The 18,032-nt window shown below is 72.6% G+C and carries 11 protein-coding genes; 10 read left to right on the plus strand and 1 reads right to left on the minus strand.

Going from position 1 to position 18,032, the window contains the following annotated elements; translation table 11 throughout:
* Positions 1–108 precede the first annotated feature (108 nt).
* The 10 genes from ECOMGDLI_RS08025 to ECOMGDLI_RS08070 all read left to right on the plus strand — a co-directional run bounded on the left by ECOMGDLI_RS08025 (position 109) and on the right by ECOMGDLI_RS08070 (position 10,100).
* Positions 109–2,757 carry a chemotaxis protein CheW gene (locus tag ECOMGDLI_RS08025; protein ID WP_088315875.1) on the plus strand — a complete coding sequence of 883 codons (2,649 nt, stop codon included), beginning with the start codon at positions 109–111 and terminating at the stop codon, positions 2,755–2,757.
* Positions 2,754–3,191 (plus strand): chemotaxis protein CheW, encoded by a 438-nt coding sequence (locus ECOMGDLI_RS08030; RefSeq protein WP_088290620.1) that lies wholly within the window; start codon positions 2,754–2,756, stop codon positions 3,189–3,191. The genes ECOMGDLI_RS08025 and ECOMGDLI_RS08030 overlap by 4 nt, the downstream gene beginning before the upstream one ends.
* An 89-nt stretch (positions 3,192–3,280) precedes the next feature.
* Positions 3,281–4,930 (plus strand): methyl-accepting chemotaxis protein, encoded by a 1,650-nt coding sequence (locus ECOMGDLI_RS08035; RefSeq protein ID WP_088315877.1) that lies wholly within the window; start codon positions 3,281–3,283, stop codon positions 4,928–4,930.
* Between the two features lie 127 nt (positions 4,931–5,057).
* The gene (locus ECOMGDLI_RS08040; protein WP_088290618.1) at positions 5,058–5,429 is read left to right on the plus strand and encodes a response regulator; all 372 of its coding nucleotides are present in this window, start codon (positions 5,058–5,060) and stop codon (positions 5,427–5,429) included.
* Positions 5,426–6,535 carry a chemotaxis response regulator protein-glutamate methylesterase gene (locus ECOMGDLI_RS08045; protein WP_088315879.1) on the plus strand — a complete coding sequence of 370 codons (1,110 nt, stop codon included), beginning with the start codon at positions 5,426–5,428 and terminating at the stop codon, positions 6,533–6,535. The genes ECOMGDLI_RS08040 and ECOMGDLI_RS08045 overlap by 4 nt, the downstream gene beginning before the upstream one ends.
* Positions 6,532–7,356 carry a protein-glutamate O-methyltransferase CheR gene (locus ECOMGDLI_RS08050; protein WP_088315881.1) on the plus strand — a complete coding sequence of 275 codons (825 nt, stop codon included), beginning with the start codon at positions 6,532–6,534 and terminating at the stop codon, positions 7,354–7,356. The genes ECOMGDLI_RS08045 and ECOMGDLI_RS08050 overlap by 4 nt, the downstream gene beginning before the upstream one ends.
* Positions 7,353–7,868 (plus strand): chemotaxis protein CheX, encoded by a 516-nt coding sequence (locus ECOMGDLI_RS08055; RefSeq protein ID WP_088315883.1) that lies wholly within the window; start codon positions 7,353–7,355, stop codon positions 7,866–7,868. The genes ECOMGDLI_RS08050 and ECOMGDLI_RS08055 overlap by 4 nt, the downstream gene beginning before the upstream one ends.
* Positions 7,865–8,227 carry a response regulator gene (locus ECOMGDLI_RS08060; RefSeq protein WP_088290614.1) on the plus strand — a complete coding sequence of 121 codons (363 nt, stop codon included), beginning with the start codon at positions 7,865–7,867 and terminating at the stop codon, positions 8,225–8,227. Before ECOMGDLI_RS08055 ends, ECOMGDLI_RS08060 begins: the two co-directional genes overlap by 4 nt.
* Positions 8,228–8,298: 71 nt before the next feature.
* The gene (locus tag ECOMGDLI_RS08065) at positions 8,299–8,787 is read left to right on the plus strand and encodes a hypothetical protein (protein WP_088315885.1); all 489 of its coding nucleotides are present in this window, start codon (positions 8,299–8,301) and stop codon (positions 8,785–8,787) included.
* Positions 8,788–8,810: 23 nt separating this feature from the next.
* Positions 8,811–10,100, plus strand: a complete 1,290-nt coding sequence (locus ECOMGDLI_RS08070) for an EAL and HDOD domain-containing protein (protein WP_088315887.1) — start codon at positions 8,811–8,813, stop codon at positions 10,098–10,100.
* Between the two features lie 666 nt (positions 10,101–10,766).
* Here the strand turns inward: ECOMGDLI_RS08070 and ECOMGDLI_RS08075 are convergent.
* Positions 10,767–17,981 carry a fibronectin type III domain-containing protein gene (locus ECOMGDLI_RS08075; protein ID WP_158220937.1) on the minus strand — a complete coding sequence of 2,405 codons (7,215 nt, stop codon included), beginning with the start codon at positions 17,979–17,981 and terminating at the stop codon, positions 10,767–10,769.
* Positions 17,982–18,032: the final 51 nt, after the last annotated feature.

Here is an 18,032-nt window from a genome sequence, read left to right on the forward strand (position 1 = left end):
CCCCGACCGCACCCCTGATCACGCCCCGATCACCCGGGGGCCCGGCCTCAAGTTGCCTGGTCGCACGCCGATGCATACCTCGTCCGATTCCGCGAGGAGGAGCACCGGATGGATGCGATCGACGAGATCGTCGCCGAGTTCTTGGTCGAGTCACATGAGAACCTCGACCAGCTCGACCGAGACCTATTGGCGCTGGAGCAGAACCCGGGATCGCGGGAGCTGCTGGCCAGCGTCTTCCGCACGATCCACACCATCAAGGGCACGAGCGGGTTCCTGGCTTTCCACAAGCTGGAGAAGCTGACCCACGTCGGCGAGAACCTGCTGAGCCGCCTGCGGGACGGCCGGATCGAGCTCAACGACGACCGGGCCACGTCCCTGCTCAAGATGGTGGACGCCGTCCGCGGTCTGCTCGCGGCCATCGAGGCCACGGGCGCCGAGGGCGACGCCGACCACAGCGAGCTCATCGCGACGCTCTCGGCGCTGCTCGAGGACGGTGCCGCCCCCGTGGCCGCACCGGCCCCGGCGGCCGAGGAACCCGCGGAGCAGGCCGAGCAGGCCGCCGAACCGGCCGCGGACGCCGAGGTGACCGCGCAGGCCGAGCCTGTCGCGGCGTCCGACGCCGACGCGGCGGAGGGCGAGCAGGCCGACGAGGCGCACGCGGACGACGAGCACGACGACCACGCCGCCGCGGAGCACGCGGACGACGAGGCCGGCGAGCACACCGACGCCGCGGTCGCGGACGCCCCCGCCGCACAGGCGACGGCGGCCGCGGGCGGCGGCAGCACGTCGTCCGTCGCCACGGCCACGAAGGCGAAGACGCCGGCCGCACCGGCCGCCGTCCCCGCCCAGGGCACGCCGCCCATCGGCGAGGTGCTCGTCACGGCGGGCGCCGCGACGCAGGACGCCGTCACGGTCGCGCGCATGGAGCAGGGTCTCGGGGACAACCGTCCCCTCGGCTCGATCCTCGTCGACCACGGCGCGGTCACGCCGGCCGCGGTCGAGCACGCCCTGGAGGCGCAGAGCGGTCACCGCTCGGTCGTCGACAGCTCGGTGCGTGTCGACGTCGAGCTCCTCGACTCCCTCATGCGCCTCGTGGGCGAGCTCGTGCTCGCCCGCAACCAGCTCGTGTCGCGGCTCGACGACGCGAAGGACGCCTCCAAGGACTCGTCCCTCGCACGGTCGGCGCAGCGGCTCAGCCTGGTGACGAGCGAGCTGCAGGAGCAGGTCATGAAGACCCGCATGCAGCCGGTCGACTCGGTCTGGTCGAAGATGCCGCGCGTCGTCCGGGACCTCGCGAAGACGTGCGGGCGCCTGGTGCGGCTCGAGATGGACGGCCGCGAGACCGAGCTCGACCGCTCGGTCCTCGAGGCCATCAAGGACCCGCTGACCCACCTGGTCCGCAACGCGGTCGACCACGGCATCGAGCCGCCGGAGGTCCGCAAGGCCGCCGGCAAGCCCGTCGAGGGCGTGCTCCGGCTGCGGGCGTACCACGAGGCCGGCCAGGTCCACCTGGAGATCATCGACGACGGTGCGGGCATCGACCCGCAGCGGATCGCCGCCAAGGCGCTCGAGCGGGGCCTCATCTCGCAGGCGCAGCTGGCGACGATGACCAGCCGGGAGATCATGCACATGATCTTCCTGCCGGGCTTCTCGACGATGGCCGCGGTGACGAACGTGTCCGGCCGCGGGGTCGGGATGGACGTCGTGAAGACCCGGATCGAGGGCATCGGCGGCTCCGTCGACGTGTCGAGCAAGATCGGTCAGGGTTCGACGTTCCGGCTCACGATCCCGTTGACGCTGGCGATCATCCCGGCGCTGACGATCGGCTGCGCGCAGCGCCGCTACGCGGTGCCGCAGGTCAGCGTGCTCGAGCTCGTGCGTCTCAACGGCGAGCACGCCCGGGGCGGTATCGAGCTCATCTCGGGCGCCCCGGTCTACCGGCTGCGGGACATGCTCCTGCCGCTCGTCCGCCTGGACGAGCAGCTCGGGCTGGTGCCGATGGGTGCGGCGGACGCCGACGGCGTCGTCGCCGACGAGTCTCGCGGCGGGTTCATCGTCGTCCTGCACGCGGAGCAGCAGCGCTTCGGGCTCGTCGTGGACGACGTCCTCGACACCCAGGAGATCGTCGTCAAGCCGCTGGGACGCCACCTCAAGGGCATCCCGGTGTACGCCGGCGCGACGATCCTCGGCGACGGGTCGGTGGTGCTGATCCTGGACGCCGCGACCCTGGCGAGGCGGTCGAACGTGCTGAACAACTCGGCGGGCCTGGCGGCGGCCGACACCGCCGACGAGGCGGAGGTCCTGGACCCGGTCCTCGTGGTCGAGGTCGCCGGCGACCGGCGGGCAGCGATCCCGCTGGAGATGGTCACCCGGCTGGAGGAGATCCCGTCGGCGTCCATCGAGCACGTGGGCGGCCGGGAGGTCGTGCAGTACCGCGGGCACATCATGCCCCTGGTGCGGCTGTCGACCCTGCTCGGTGCCTACGGCAGCGAGGGTGGTGGCGAGGGCGTCCAGCTCGTCGTCTACACCCGGGGCGAGCGGTCCGTCGGCTTCGTCGTGGAACGCATCCTCGACATCGCCTCGGAGCGGATCGGGACCCGCAGCGACATCGACGACCACGCCCTCGTGGGCTCGGTCGTCATCGGGGACAAGGTCGTCGAGCTCCTCGACGTCGAGAGCGCCGTCCTCGCCGCGGACCCGAACTTCTACACCGTCGCGGCGTCCGCGGACACCGCCTACGAGGAGGCCCTGGCATGAGCCAGCTCTCGACGTTCGTCGTCGGCAAGTACCTGTTCGGCGTCGACGTGTCGCTCGTCCAGGAGGTCGTCCGGCTGCAGTCGATCACCCCGGTGCCGCTCGCGGCGCCGGCGATCGCCGGGCTCATCAACCTGCGGGGCGAGGTGCTCACCGCGATCGACCTGCGGGTGCGGATGGGCATGACCCGCTCGACGTCCGAGCGGGACCCGGTCAACGTGGTCATCCGGGTCGACGACGAGCCGGTCAGCCTGCTGGTCGACGAGATCGGCGGCGTCCTGGAGGTCTCGCAGGTGCCGTTCGAGCAGACGCCGAGCACGGTCGACGAGCGGGTCCGGGAGATGCTCCTGGGCGCCTACACGCTCCCCGACCGGCTCCTGCTCGCGCTCAACGCCCAGCGGGTGCTCGCACTCGCCGAGGACGCCCGCGCGGCCTGACCCGCACCGCATCCGATCGCACGGTCCGGGGGGACCGTGCGACGCCCGCCCGGCTCCGTCGGAGCCGACCAGCTCTGGAGACCCCTCGCATGTCCGTGCCGTACCCGGCCGCCCCCGCCCCGGCGCCGCGCCGTCGCCCGCGCTTCGCCGACCTGCGCCTGCGCTCCAAGGTGCTCGCGCTCGTCGGTGTCTCCGTCGTCGTGACGACGACGTGCGTCGGCGTCGCGGTCGCCTCGCTGAGCACCGAGACGGCGCACATGGAGTCGCTGGTGGGCGGCGACGTCGCGGCGGCGCTCCAGGCCTCCGACACCCGGGGCCAGCTCGCGGTCTACCGCCGGCTGACCCTCCAGCTCATCCTCGCGGACACCCCGCAGAAGTCGGCCGCGACCCTCGCGAAGCTCGACGAGACCGAGAAGAAGGTCGACGAGGGGGTGGCCGCGCTCGCCGCGGTGGCGACGGACGAGCGTGACAAGGCCGCGCTCGCGGCGGTCGACAAGGGCTGGGACGCCCAGCGTTCCTACTTCCACGACAGGCTCGAGGCCCAGGCCAAGCGTGACGACCTCAGCCCGGAGGAGTCGCAGGCCGTCGCCGCCCTGGCGGTCGGGGAGTACGGCGACCTCGCGGACGCCGTCGCGACCTCGCTCGACGACCTGAAGGCCGAGAAGCGCACGGACCTGGCGGCCGGGGTCGCCGACGCCACGTCGGTCGCGGGGCGCGCCCGTACGACCCTGCTCGTCGTCGCCGTCCTCGGCGCGCTCCTGCTCGTCGCCTTCGGCTGGTGGATCGCCGGTGCGGTCGCGCGGCCGGTGGCGCGGCTCAAGCTCGCGATCGACGGTCTCGCGGACGGCGACCTCACGGTCCCCGTCGACGTCGACTCCCGGGACGAGGTCGGCCGGATGGCGGTGTCCCTGACCGTCGCCCAGGCCGCGCTACGCGAGTCGATGACGACGATCGTGTCGTCGTCCGCGACGCTCGCCGGCAGCGCCGAGGAGCTCAGCGTCGTCTCGGCGCAGGTCGCCGCGAGCGCCGAGGAGACCTCCGTGCAGTCGGGGACCGCGGCGGCCGCGGCCGAGGAGGTCTCGCGCAACGTCCAGACGGTCGCCGCTGCGACCGAGCAGATGTCGGCGAGCATCCGGGAGATCTCGCAGTCGTCCACCGAGGCCGTCCGGGTCGCGCAGGCCGCGGCCGAGGAGGCCCAGACCGCCACCGGCACCGTCTCCAAGCTCGGCGACTCGAGCCGGGAGATCGGCGACGTCGTCAAGGTCATCACCTCGATCGCCGAGCAGACGAACCTGCTCGCGCTCAACGCGACGATCGAGGCCGCCCGGGCCGGCGAGGCCGGCAAGGGCTTCGCGGTCGTCGCGAGCGAGGTCAAGGACCTCGCCCAGGAGACCGCGCGTGCCACGGAGGACATCTCCCGGCGCATCGAGGCGATCCAGACCGACAGCGAGGCCGCGGTCGCGGCCATCGCCCGGATCGCCGAGATCATCGAGGAGGTCAACTCGTACCAGACGACCATCGCGTCGGCGGTCGAGGAGCAGACCGCCACGACCTCGGAGATGAGCCGCAACGTGCAGGACGCGGCGTCGGGGGCCGGCGGGATCGCCGGGAACATCGAGTACGTCGCGACCGCGGCGCAGTCCTCGAGCACGGGCATCGTCGAGGCGCAGCGCGCCGCCGCCGAGCTCGCGCAGCTCTCCGGGGACCTGCGGGAGCTCGTCTCCCGCTACCGGGTCTGACCACGCACGCGCCCGGACACGCCCCACCCGAACACCGCAGCACGTACTTCACCCAAGCGATTCCAGAATCCGACCGGTCGTGCCGACAAAGACACTGCACCGGACGTCACCACCCAAGGAGCTTGCGATGCTGGCACTCGTCGTCGACGACTCTCGGGCCATGCGGTCGATCCTCACCCGACTGCTCACCGGCCTGGGCTTCGACGTCGCACAGGCGGGGGACGGCGCCGAGGCACTGACGGTGCTCGACGCCGGTGCGCGCCCCGACGTCATCCTGGTCGACTGGAACATGCCGGTCATGGACGGCCTGACGTTCATCAAGAACGTCCGCGCCCGCGAGGACCTGCGCGACATCTCGCTCATGATGGTCACCACCGAGAGCGAGCAGAACCAGATCGTCCGCGCGCTCGCGGCCGGCGCCCACGAGTACGTGATCAAGCCGTTCACGGACGAGGTCATCGCCGAGAAGCTCGCATTGCTGGGGCTGGTGGCCGCATGACCCCGACACCCGGGCGCATCCGGGTGCTCGTCGTCGACGACTCCGCGGTCATCCGCAAGATCGTCACCGAGGCCCTGGGTGCTGATCCCACGATCGAGATCGTGGGCATCGCGAACAACGGCCAGGAGGCCGTGGCGAAGGTCGAGGCGCTCAAGCCGGACGCCGTGACGATGGACATCGAGATGCCCGTCATGAACGGCATCGACGCCGTCCGCGCCATCCGGCGCTCGCAGTCGCGGCTGCCGATCGTCATGTTCTCGACGCTCACCGAGCGCGGCGCGTCCGCCACCCTGGACGCCCTCGCCGCCGGCGCGAGCGACTACGTGACGAAGCCGTCGAACGTGGGCAACTTCGCGGAGAGCCAGAAGAACATCCGCGAGCAGCTCATCCCGAAGCTCAAGGCGCTCACCGGGACGCGGCGTGCCGCGGCCGGGCCGGCCGGCGCGAAGCCGCCCGCCCCCGTGCGGGCCGCGGTCCCGCCGGCGCAGCGCCGTCCGCGCACCGGGCCCTTCGGCGTCCTCGCGATCGGCTCGTCGACCGGCGGACCCGACGCGCTGGCCCAGGTGCTCCCGCTGCTGCCGGCCTCGCTGCCGGTGCCCGTCGTCGTCGTCCAGCACATGCCGCCGCTGTTCACGCGGCTGCTCGCGCAGCGCCTCGACGTCACGTGCAAGCTCACGGTCGTCGAGGCGTCCGAGGGCGAGCTCATCGTCCCCGGCAAGATCGTCATCGCGCCGGGCGGCAAGCACCTCGTCATCAAGCGCAGCGGCACGAGCGTCGTCGGGCACCTCACCGAGGACCCGCCGGAGAACTTCTGCCGCCCCGCCGTCGACGTGCTCTTCCGCTCCGTCGCGGCCGTCTACGGCGACCGCGTGCTCGCGTGCGTGCTCACCGGCATGGGCCGCGACGGCGAGAAGGGTGCGGGCGTCATCCGGGCCGGCGGCGGCGAGGTGTACGCCCAGGACGAGGCGACGAGCGTCGTCTGGGGGATGCCCGGCGCCGTCGCCACGGCCGGCCAGGCCGACAAGATCCTGCCGCTGCAACGCATCGGCCCCGACATCGCCACGGCCCTGAGCCGCGGCCCGGCACCCGTGGGAGTCGGATCATGAGCCTCGGCGCAGCAGACTTCACCTACGTCACGACGATGATCCGGCAGCGGAGCTCGATCGACCTGCAGCCGGGCAAGGAGTACCTCGTCGAGAGCCGGCTCGCGCCCATCGCGCGGCAGATCGGCGAGACGGACGTCGCGGGGCTCGTCGCACGGCTGCGCCGCGGTGACGCGGCGCTCACCGACGCGGTCGTCGACGCCCTCACGACGAACGAGACGTCGTGGTTCCGGGACGCGCACCCGTTCGACGCGTTCTCCAACCACCTCCTCCCGGACGTCGCGAAGTCCTCGACGACCCGGCAGATCAACATCTGGTCGGCGGCGTGCTCGAGCGGGCAGGAGGCGTACTCGCTCGCGATGCTCCTGCTCGACTGGCTGCCGCTGCACCCCGGGTACACCGCGAAGATCATCGGCACCGACATCTCGCCGAAGATGGTCGAGCGGGCCAGGGCGGCGAAGTTCAGCCAGCTCGAGGTCAACCGCGGGCTGCGGGCGCCGTACCTCGTCAAGTACTTCGAGCAGCAGGGCCGCGACTGGATCCTCAAGCAGCCGCTGCGCGACCTGTGCCGGTTCGAGCGGGGCAACCTCGCGACGCCGGCGGTCGGGGTCCCGACGTGCGACATCGTCTTCCTGCGCAACGTCCTCATCTACTTCGACCTGGACACCAAGCGCACCGTGCTCACGCACGTGCGGCGCGTCCTGCGACCGGGCGGGTTCCTCGTCCTCGGTGGCGCGGAGAGCACCCTCAACCTCGACGACGCCTTCCAGCGGATGGAGCTGGGGAAGGCCGTCGTCTTCCGGCACACAGGAGGTAAGGCATGAGCGCCATCGACGAGTTCGAGGAGGCCCGCGAGGACCTCGAAGCACTTCTCATCGAGGTGCTCGGCTCGGTCTTCAGCGAGGAGGCCATGCCGGTCTGGGACGACGCCCTGCCGCCCGGGCCGATCGTCTCCTCGCGGCTGGCCATCCACGACGAGGTGGACGACAGCTACACGATGGTCGAGGTCCGCACGAGCGCCATCGTCGCGCGCGTCCTCGCCAGCCGGATGCTGCTCACCGCGGACCCGGGCCCGGACGACCTGCTCGACGCGGTCGGCGAGCTCGGCAACATCGCCGGCGGGAACGTCAAGTCCCTCCTGCGTCACTCGTGCCGGCTCTCCCTGCCACTGGCGGAGATGACGGACGACGCCTCGGCACCCGACGTCGACGGCGTCACGGTTCGTGCGGCTGTGCTCGGTCAGGTGGTGGAGCTCACCGTCCACCTGGCCGGCGACATCGAGGGCCTCACCTGGCCCGGATCGGCAAGCGAAGAGGTAGTGGAGACACCGGCATGAAGATCTTGGTAGCTGACGACAGCAAGGCGATGCGGATGATCGTCGTCCGCACGCTCCGGCAGGCCGGCCTCGGGGGTCACGACATCATCGAGGCCGAGGACGGCAAGCAGGCCTACGAGATCGCCCGCGCGCAGAACGTGGACCTCGTGCTCTCGGACTGGAACATGCCCGAGATGACGGGCATCGAGCTGCTCAAGGCGTTGCGCAGCAGCGGGTCCGAGGTCCCGTTCTGCTTCGTGACGTCCGAGGGCTCGGACGAGATGCGCGAGCAGGCCTCGCAGGCCGGCGCGATGGGCCTCATCGCCAAGCCGTTCACGTCCGACGCGTTCGGGGACATCCTCGCGCCCGTCGTCGCCTGACGCACCGCACCGCCCGCCCGAACACCCGACCGGACGTCCCGACGTCGTCCGACCGACCTTCTGGAGCTCCCGTGAGCATCGTCACCGAGCAGTCGCCGCTCCCGAGCCGGCACGCCGTCCGCAGCCTTCTCGAGGGCCTCACCGGCCGCGACATCGACTTCCGGGACGGCGACCCGATCCCGCCGAAGCCGACGAACACCATCGCGGTCTTCGTCACCGACAAGCTCGCGACGTCGGCCATCGCCGTCGTCACGCTCGAGGGCGCCGCCCGCCTCGGCGGCTCGCTCGGCATGCTGCCGAAGGGCGGCGTGGACGACGCGATCGACACCAAGGACCTGTACAGCCCCATCAAGGAGAACTGCTACGAGGTCCTCAACGTGCTGTCGGCCGTGTTCAACGTGCCGGACGCCCCGCACGTGAAGCTCTACCAGATGTACGGCCCCGGCGAGGCCGTCCCGTCCGACATCGCGCAGCTCGCGGCGACGCTCGGCTCGCGGATGGACATCGCCTTCACGATCGCCGGTTACGGCGACGGGCACCTGTCGCTCGTCGTCCGCTGAGCCGTTCGCCCAGGAGGAACCCCATGACCGCGCACTCCCTCGACACCGACGGGAACCCCGTCGGGCCGCCCTCCGACGACCAGGAGGTCCATGGCGGTCGTGCGGGCATGGTGCGTTACGTCCGGGTCGGCCGGCAGGCCATCTACGACGCGCAGCGCCAGCTCGTCTCCTACGAGCTGCTGTTCCGCAACCAGTCCGACGCCAACGGCGCCGAGGTGGCGAGCGAGCAGGCGACGAGCCAGGTCATCGCCTCGACGTTCGGCACCTTCGGTCTGGACGTGATCTCCGACGGGCGCCCCGTCTTCATCAACTTCACCCGGGCGTTCCTCACCGGGGTCATCCCGGTGCCCGTCGAGCCGGAGAACGTCATCATCGAGGTCGGCGAGCTCGTCGACGCCGACCACGAGCTGCTCCTCGGGCTGAACCAGCTGCGCCAGTCCGGGTACCGGCTCGCCGTGGCCGACTACCGCGGCGAGGTGAGCCGCAGCGCCCTCCTGGAGATCGCCGACTTCGTCAAGCTGTCGGTGAACGCGCTGCCGACGCTCGTCCTGCCGGGTCTCGTCGCCCAGTGCCGCCAGGTCGGCGCGACGCTCGTCGCGATCGACATCGAGGACGCCGAGACGTTCCAGCGCGCGGTCGACCTCGGCTTCGACCTGTTCCAGGGGCGCTACCTCGCCAAGCCGTCGGTGCTCGAGCAGCGCACGCTGTCGCCGAGCCAGCTCATCTGCGTCCGGCTGCTCAACGACCTCGCCGACCCCGAGGTCTCGGTGCAGCGCATCGAGCAGCTCGTCGGCACGGACCCCGGCCTCACGCTGCGCCTGCTGCGCACCGCGAACTCGGCGGGCGCCGGCGCCCAGGCGGACGTCACCTCGCTGCGCCAGGCGCTCGTGCTCATCGGCCCGCGGCGGCTGCGCTCGTGGGTCGTGCTCACGCTGCTCGAGGGCGGCACGACGAAGAACACGAGCGACGACCTGTGGAGCGTGCTCGCCCGGGCCCACGCGTGCCAGCGGCTCGCGGTCGACTCCAGCGACATGGCCTTCACCGTCGGCCTGCTCTCCGGCTGCGCCGACCTGCTCGGCGCCGAGCTCTCCGCGATCGCCGACGGCTCCGGCGTGGGCCCCGAGGCCCGGCACGCGCTCGTCGACGGCGAGGGCTCCGCGGGCCGCGCGCTGCTCGCCGTCCTCGCGCACGAGCGGGACGACGCCGACGCGGTGACGCAGGCGGGCCTGGTCCCGTTCGACGTCTCCCGCGCGTACCTGGAGAGCCTGTCCGAGTCCCTCCAGCTCGTCCACGACCTCCTGGGCAAGAACTGACCGATCCGCAGTTGTCGACCGGATCCCGGGTCCAGCCCCCGCGAGCAGCCGTTCGCCCTCGTCGACGGGCAGCGTGCGCAGGCAGTCGAGGACGGTCCGGGCCGGCGTCGTCAGACGGGGCCCGCCCCGACCGAGCCTCGTCGTCTCGTGGTCGGCGAGGACGATACGGTGCGGCCTCAGGTCGCTGAGGGTCTTCATCCGTCGAGGCGTCACGGCGTGCGCGACGGCGTCGACCGGAACCGGAAGGCGGTGCAGCGCCGCCGCGGTGGAGTGGCTGGCGACGGCGTCCGGCCACGTGAGGTGAACGGCCCACACCAAGGTCGCCGCCGTGACCTCGCCCCCGGTCAGTGCCTTCCCTGCGACCCGGACCCAGGCCCCGGTCCGCACCCGGCGTGAGACCCGGTCCGCCGACCACCCGGCCTCGAAGGCCTGCTGCCGGGTGAAGGCTCCCGCCTGCCGGTGGGCCGCCGGAGGCACGTCCACGCGGGCCCGGTTCTCGGACGACATGACCCGACCCTGCCGCGCCGCCCGTCGCGACCTGGTCCACGCGTCGTCCCCTGTGGACGACGTGACGAACCACCGACCTGTGGACGGGTCGAGCCGCTCCGCAGTCATCGACCGGATCCAGGGCGCGAGGCCTGGATCCGGTCGACAAGAGCGGATCTGTCAGGGGGTGGCGGTGGTCGTCGCGGCAGGACCGGTGCCGGCGGTGTTCGTCGCGGTGACGCTGACCGTGTACGTGACGTTGTCGGTGAGACCCGTGAGGCCGCAGGAGGTCCCGCTCGTCGTGCAGGTCCGGGTGGTCTGGCCGGACGCCGTCGCGGTCGCGGTGTACGACGTGACCGCGGCGCCGCCGTTCCAGGTCGGCGCCGACCAGGAGACGGTGCTCGAGGTGATGCCGCCGCTCGTCGCCGAGGGTGTCACCGGCGCGGCGGGGGCGATCGTCTGGCCCCAGTGCCGCGCGAGGTACTCCTCGACGGTGCGCCGCTCGGACGACGACAGCGCCCGGTTGAAGACGAGCACCTCGCCGACGTCGCCGTCGAGCGGGTACGCGTAGTCGTTCGAGGCGACGGTGTCGGTGCCGCCGACGACGAACGAGTCGCCGACGGTCTGCCACGAGGCGACCCGCGACATCGAGTTCAGGGTGCCGGTCCCGTTGAGTGCCAGGCCGTTCGTCAGCGTGCCGCCGGACGACGACGAGACCGACGACGCGATGACGGGCGAGGTCGTCGCCGACGCCGAGCCGTAGATCCCGTTGATGGCGGTGTCGTACGCGTCGCTCTGGTAGGCGTCGACGGTCGTCGTCGTGCCGCTCCAGGCCTTGGCGAAGATCCCCGTGTTCCAGCCGCCGTTGAACATCGCGACGGCGCCGGCGTTGTTCGTGCCCGCCGTGCCGTACGTCGTCCGGGCCGCGGCCACCGCGAAGACCGTGCGGTTCGCGCTGCCCACGGCACCGATGCCGCTCGCGGTGACCTGGTAGACGTCCGGGTCCGTCTTCGTGAAGCGCAGCGCCGTGCGGCTGTTGATCGCTGCGGCGGTGAGCGTCGCGCCGCTCGTCGTCACCTTCGGCGCGTTCCAGCCGTTGCCGGAGCGGTCCTTCCAGCAGCCGACCTGGCTGCCGGTGGAGGCACCCGACCCCGTGCAGTCGGTCGCGGCGGACAGGGCCGCGTCGTACTGCGCGTCGAGCCAGACCTTGAGCGCGGACGACGCGAAGAGCGTCGCGGGGTAGGCCGACGCGTTGACGGCCGTCGACGCCGGCCCGACCCCGACCGAGTTCGTCGCCGTGACCGTGAAGGCGTAGGTGGCGCCGTTGGTCATCCCGGTCACCGTGCACGGGGACGACGCGCACGACGTCGTGATCGTCCCGAGGCTGCTGTCGGTCGGCGTCGCCGTCACCGTGGAGCCGCTGATCGCCGCCCCGCCGTTCCACGGTGCGGTCCACGCGACCGACGCCTGGCCGTCCGCCCCGGTCACCGTCACCCCGGTCGGGATGCCCGGCGTGATGACGGTGCCCCACTTGCGGGCCAGGTACTCGTCGACGAGCCGCCGCTCGGCGGTCGTCAGGCTGCCGGTGAAGATGACGACCTCCGGGACCGGCCCCTGCCACCAGTAGCTCATCCCCGGCGCGCCGGCGAGGACGGCGAACGTGGCGCCGGTCGAGACCGCGCCCGCGGTGGTCGTCGCGGCGACCCCGTTGAGCGCGATCGAGGACGAGGCCGAGGTGAAGACGGAGCCGATCTGGAACTGCTGGTTCGTCGCGACGTTCGTCGGGGACGTCGAGGCGGTCGGGCCGGCGGTGTAGGTGTCGGAGACGACCGGCCCCGTGTTCAGGTACGTCGCCCGGGCCTGGCCGCCCGTGAGCGCACCCCACGACATGAGGTTCCGGTAGGCGACGGTGCCGGTCAGCTTGGCGGTGAGGAGCATCGTCGAGGTCGTCGTCCCGGTCGGCAGCTTCGAGACGGTCAGCGGGTAGTAGTCGTCGACCCCGTCGAACCCCGGCACCGACCGGCCGTTCACCGTCGTCAGCGTCGCCCGGTAGGCGGCGGTGGCCTGGACCGCGTTGTTCGCCTGGCCGGACTTGTCCGCCCAGCAGCCGACCGTCGTCGTCGCGGCGGCGCCGCTGCACGCGTTCGAGGCGTACATCGTCGCGGCGTCCGCGCCGTCGAGCCACGCCCTGAGCCGGGCGGTCGTCATGACGGCGGCCGGGTAGGGGTAGACGGTGGCCGCCGCTGCGGTCGCGACCCCGGTGCCCGCGCTGTTCACCGGGGCGACCGTCACCGTGTACGTGGCGCCGTTCGTCAGCCCGGTCACCGTGCACGGCGACGAGGCGCACGACGTCGTGACGGTCGACAGGGTCCCGTCGGACGGCGTCGCCGTCACCGTGTACGAGGAGATCGAGGCCCCGCCGTTCCAGGTCGGCGCCGTCCACGCGACGTTCACCGCGGCGTCCGTCGTCGTGGACGCCGTCGCGGTGACGCCGGTGACGAGACCCGGGGCGATCGTCAGGCCCCACTTGCGCGCGAGGTACTCCTGCACCTGCCGGTTCTCGGCGGCGGTGGGGCTCGAGGCGAGGACGACGACCTCGGCGATCCGGCCCTTCCAGACGCCGCTGGTGTTCCAGGCCGTGGCGCCGACCGCCGCACCCGACGACGTGCCGGTGTTGTTCGTCGCCGCGAAGCTGTAGTTCGGCGAGGCGTTCATCGCCGAGGTGACGGTCGTCGACGTCACGACGCCGTCGGTGAGCACGGCGGTCGAGACGGGCCAGTTCTTCGTCACCGTCGCCGACGGCCAGGTGGCGAACGTCTCGAGGTAGACCTTGCTGTTGAAGGCCCCCTTCTCCAGGACCCGGCCCTGCCCGGTGCTGTTGGCGCCCCAGCCGATGAGGTGCCGGAAGTCGGACGACCCGGGCGAGGTGTCCTCCTGCACCGCGACGGCGTAGACCGCGGACGACGTCGTCCCGGTCGGCAGCTTGGCCACCGTCAGCGGGTAGTAGTCGTTCGTGCCGTCGAACATCGGGGCGTTGCGGCTGTTGAGGCTGCTCACGGTCGGCTGGTTCGCGGCCGTCGTCTGGACCGCGTTGTTCGCCTGCGCGGACTTGTCCTTCCAGCAGCCGATCGCACCGCCGCCGGACGGCGCGGCACCGGTGCAGGCGGTCGAGCTGTAGAGCGTCGAGGAGTCGGCGCCGTCGAGCCACAGCGACGTCGCGGCCGGCGTCATGACCCCGGCGGGGTACGGCGTGACGGTCGTCGACGACGACGCCGCACCGGTGCCCGCGGCGTTCGTCGCGGTGACGGTCACCGTGTACGTGATGCCGTTCGTCAGGCCGGTCACGGTGCACGGGCTCGAGGCCGCCGTGCACGTCTGCGTCGACATCGTGCCGTCGGACGGGACGGCGGTCGCGGTGTACGAGGTGATGGCGTTGCCGCCGTTGCTCACGGGGGCGCTCCAGGAGACGGCGGCCGACACGTCACCGGCGGCCGCGCCGACGGACGTCGGGGCGCCGGGCACGGTGTACGGCGTGACCGCCGCCGAGGCGGTCGACGCCGGCCCGGCGCCGACGCTGTTCGTGGCCCGCACGGTGAACGTGTACGCGGTGCCGTTCGTCAGGCCGGTGACGGTGCACGTCGTCGTCGGTGCGGTGGCGGTGCACGTCTGTCCGCCGGGCGAGGCGGTCACGGTGTAGCCGGTGACCGCGGCGCCGCCGTTCCACGCGGGGGCGGTCCAGGTGACCGGCGCCTGGGCGTTCTGGCCGCCGGTGGCGCCGACGGCGGTGGGTGCCTGCGGGGTGATGACGGAGGCCCACTTGCGGGCGAGGTACTCCTCGACGCCGCGACGCTGGGTCGCGGTGAGGGTCGTGTCGAGGACGAGGATCTCGGAGCCGCTGCCGTACCAGCGACCCGCAGGGGTCGTCGCACCGCCGGTGCCGATCCACAGGTGGTCGGTGCCCGTCGTGTAGGCGCCGCTGCCGGTCGCTCCGGTGTCGCCCTGGGCCCACACCGACATCGACGTCCCGGTGGCGAACTCGGCGACCGCGACGCCGGTCGCCTGTGCGGCGGGCCAGGCGGTCGCGAACGCCTGCGGCGTGTAGTACGCGTCGACGCCCGTCGCCGACCAGCTCGTCAGCCTGCGCTGGCTGCCGCTCGTCGTGCCGCCCCAGGACAGGAGCGCGATGCCGTTCATCGCGGTGGCCGGGTTGACCGCGGCCGCGGCGGCGACCGTGCTGGAGGCGGTACCCGTCGGCACCAGGGCGACGTTGCCGGCGAGGTAGTCGTCGGTGCCGTCGAACGCGGGGACGGACCGGCCGTTGACGGTCGTCAGCGCGGGCCGGTACCCGGCCGTCGCCTGGGTGACGTGGTTGCCGCTCGCCGACCTGTCCTCCCAGCAGCCGACGGTGGTCGTCGCGGTCGCGCCGGTGCAGGTGGACGACGCGAGCAGCGTGGCGGGGTCCGCGCCGTCCAGCCAGAGCCTGACCGCCGAGCCGGACAGCACCGTCGCCGGGTACGGCGTCACGGTCGCGGCCGACGACGCCGGGCCGGTGCCCACGCTGTTCACCGCGGCGACGGTGACGGAGTACGTGGCACCGTTCGTCAGCCCGGAGACCGTGCACGGCGACGACGCGCACGACGTCGTCACGGTCGCGAGCGTCCCGTCCGACGGCGTCGCGGTGACCGTGTACGACGACACGGATGCACCGCCGTTCCAGGCGGGCGCGGTCCACGCGACGCTCGCGGTGCCGTCGGCCGTCGACGACGCGGTCGCGGTCACCCCGGTCGGGGCCTGCGGGGTGAGCGTCCCGCCCCACTTGCGGGCGAGGTACTCCTCGACGGTGCGGCGCTGGGTCGCCGTGAGCGTGCCGCCGACGACGACGACCTCGGGGACGGCGCCCTGCCAGTAGTAGCCGTTCGTCACCGACTGGCGACCGACGTTCGCCAGCGTCGTCCCGGTGCTGAGAGAGGTCGCCGCCGACGTGGTCCCGGTGGCGCCGTTCATCCAGCCGGACACCTGCGTCGACGTGTGCTGTCCGGCAAGAATCCCGACGGACGACGTCCAGGTCCCGGGCCAGGTGACGCCGGTGCTGAGGCCGTCGACGGCGGCCGCCGCCGTGCCGTTGCCCTTGTAGAACTGGCGACCCTGCCCCGTCGTCAGCGTCCCCCAGAACAGCGCCGTCCGGTACGAGCTGCTCGCGGGCGCCGGGTCGGTCAGCGTCGCCGCGAGGAACGTCGTCGTCGACGACGTGCCGGCCGGCAGCGTCGAGAGGTTGCCGATGCCGAGGTAGTCGTCCGTGCCGTCGAACCCGGGCACCGACCGGCCGTTGACCGTCGTCGGCGCGGGCCGCAGCGACGTGCCGGCCCCCGTGGCGTCGTGCCTGTCGGCCGACTTGTCGACCCAGCACCCGATCGACGTCGTGGGGGCTGCGCCGGCGCACGTGCTCGAGGCGAACATCGTCGCGGCGTCCGCGCCGTCGAACCAGACCTTGAGCGCGCCGGCGCTCATGATCGTCGCCGGATAGGTGACGAGCGAGACGGACGGCGACGAGGCCGGCCCGGCGCCGACCGCGTTGTTCGCGGCGACGGTCACCGCGTAGGTCGCGCCGTCGGTGAGCCCGGTGAGCGTGCACGGGGACGACGCGCACGAGAGCGTCACCGTGGCCAGCGTGCCGTCCGCCGGGGTGGCGGCGACCGTGTACGAGGTGATCGCCGAGCCGCCGTTCCAGGCGGGTGCGGTCCACGCGACGGCGGCGGCGCCGTTCGTGGTCGTCGACGCGGTCGCCGTGACGCCCGTCGGGGCACCGGGGGTGAGCGCGGTGCCCCACTTGCGGGCGAGGTACTCCTGCACCGTCCGCCGCTGCGTCCCCGTGAGGCTGCCCGAGAACGCGATGATCTCCGGGATCTGGCCCTGCCAGAACTGGCTCGGCGTGCCGGACGCCCCGACGGTCGCGTACGTCGTCCCCGTGCTGTTCGTCAGCCCGGTCACGGTGACGCCGGGGTCCGTGCCCGACGCCCACACCGTCTCGGTGGTGGAGGTGAACTCCGCGGCGACGACCCCGGGTGCCGTCGACCAGGAGCCCTGGACCGCGGCGGTCCCGACGGACGCCACCATCCCGCTGCCGAAGGACTCCTTCTGCACCTGGCGCGCGGCGCCGCCGCTGAGCGTCCCGTAGTTGAAGACCGATCTCACGCCGAAGGCCGACGGCGAGGGGTCGGTCAGGGTGGCGACCGCGAGCGTGGTCCCCGTGGTGGTGCCGGTCGGCAGCAGCGCCGGTGAGAGCGAGAGATGGCTGGTGGTGCCGTCGAAGGACGGGACCGACCGTCCGGTGACCGTGGCGAGCGCCGGGCGGCTGCCGGCGGTGGCCTGCGTCGCGTCGTTGGCGGTGCTCGACTTGTCCTTCCAGCAGCCCACGGTCGTCGTCGCGGTCGCGCCGGTGCACGCGTTCGACGCGAACATCGTCGCGGCGTCCGCACCGTCCAGCCACAGCGTGAGGTTCGACCCGGACATGATCGTCGCCGGGTAGGGGATCGCGGTGACGGCGGTCGAGGCCGGGCCGGTGCCGACGTTCGACGTCGCGGTGACCGTGACCGCGTAGGTCCCGCCGTTCGTCAGGCCGGTGAGGGTGCAGGACGTCGTCGGTGCGGTCGCGGTGCACGTCGCGGTCCCGAGCGTGCCGTCGGACGGCGTCCCGGTCACCGTGTACGACGCGAGGGTGCCGCCGTTCGCGGCGGGAGCGGTCCAGGAGACCGCCACCTGGGCGTCGGACGGGGTCGCGGTGACGCCGGTCGGGGCGTCCGGGTAGCCCGTGCAGGCGGTGGTCGCGGCCGTCGCGTTCGTCGACACCCAGTTCCCGAGGCGGGCCTTCACCGTCGGCGTCACGGCGGCCGCCGGGACGGTCACCGACACGCTCGTCCCGGACACGTTCGTCGCGACGGTGCCGCCCGCGCCGTCGGTGACGTCGTAGGTGAGCCCGGACGGCAGCCCGGAGGCCGGCGTCCAGGAGACGAGGCACGTGGTCGCGGCCGTGCGGGACGCGGTGACCGCGGTGGGCACGTACCCGGTGAGCTGGCCGGCCGAGTACACCGCGGGCGGTCCCGAGGTCGTCGCGGAGAACACCGCGCCGATCACCCCGAGGACGAGCGCCGAGGCCACCACCGCGAGCGCACCGAGGCCGGCCCTCGTCGCGGTGGTGCGGGCGCTGCGGTCGGGGGCGCCGCGGTGGCGCGCGCGCGAGGCCTGCCGCGCGCGTGCGCGCGGGACCTCCCCGACCCCGTCGACCATGCTCGTGACATCGACGTCCTGGAGTTCGCCCTTGACGCGCGTGCGGGTGATGGTGGCGGTGGTCCCGTCCCGGTGCCATGCGCTGTCCGGGTGACGGGAGCCCCTCGTCACCCGGACGGCGCAACCGGCGAAGGCTGCTAGCCGTCGTGCGGCACCGGCGGG

The sequence above is a fragment of the Kineosporia sp. R_H_3 genome (genome assembly GCF_002198675.1).
GTDB lineage: Bacteria > Actinomycetota > Actinomycetes > Actinomycetales > Kineosporiaceae > R-H-3.

Bases quoted from the DNA above. Each gene is read 5' to 3' on its own strand.
- ECOMGDLI_RS08060 (WP_088290614.1), top strand. From the start codon at position 7,865: ATGAAGATCTTGGTAGCTGACGACAGCAAGGCGATGCGGATGATCGTC.
- ECOMGDLI_RS08030 (WP_088290620.1), top strand. From the start codon at position 2,754: ATGAGCCAGCTCTCGACGTTCGTCGTCGGCAAGTACCTGTTCGGCGTC.
- ECOMGDLI_RS08070 (WP_088315887.1), top strand. From the start codon at position 8,811: ATGACCGCGCACTCCCTCGACACCGACGGGAACCCCGTCGGGCCGCCC.
- ECOMGDLI_RS08045 (WP_088315879.1), top strand. From the start codon at position 5,426: ATGACCCCGACACCCGGGCGCATCCGGGTGCTCGTCGTCGACGACTCC.
- ECOMGDLI_RS08035 (WP_088315877.1), top strand. From the start codon at position 3,281: ATGTCCGTGCCGTACCCGGCCGCCCCCGCCCCGGCGCCGCGCCGTCGC.
- ECOMGDLI_RS08025 (WP_088315875.1), top strand. From the start codon at position 109: ATGGATGCGATCGACGAGATCGTCGCCGAGTTCTTGGTCGAGTCACAT.
- ECOMGDLI_RS08055 (WP_088315883.1), top strand. From the start codon at position 7,353: ATGAGCGCCATCGACGAGTTCGAGGAGGCCCGCGAGGACCTCGAAGCA.
- ECOMGDLI_RS08040 (WP_088290618.1), top strand. From the start codon at position 5,058: ATGCTGGCACTCGTCGTCGACGACTCTCGGGCCATGCGGTCGATCCTC.
- ECOMGDLI_RS08050 (WP_088315881.1), top strand. From the start codon at position 6,532: ATGAGCCTCGGCGCAGCAGACTTCACCTACGTCACGACGATGATCCGG.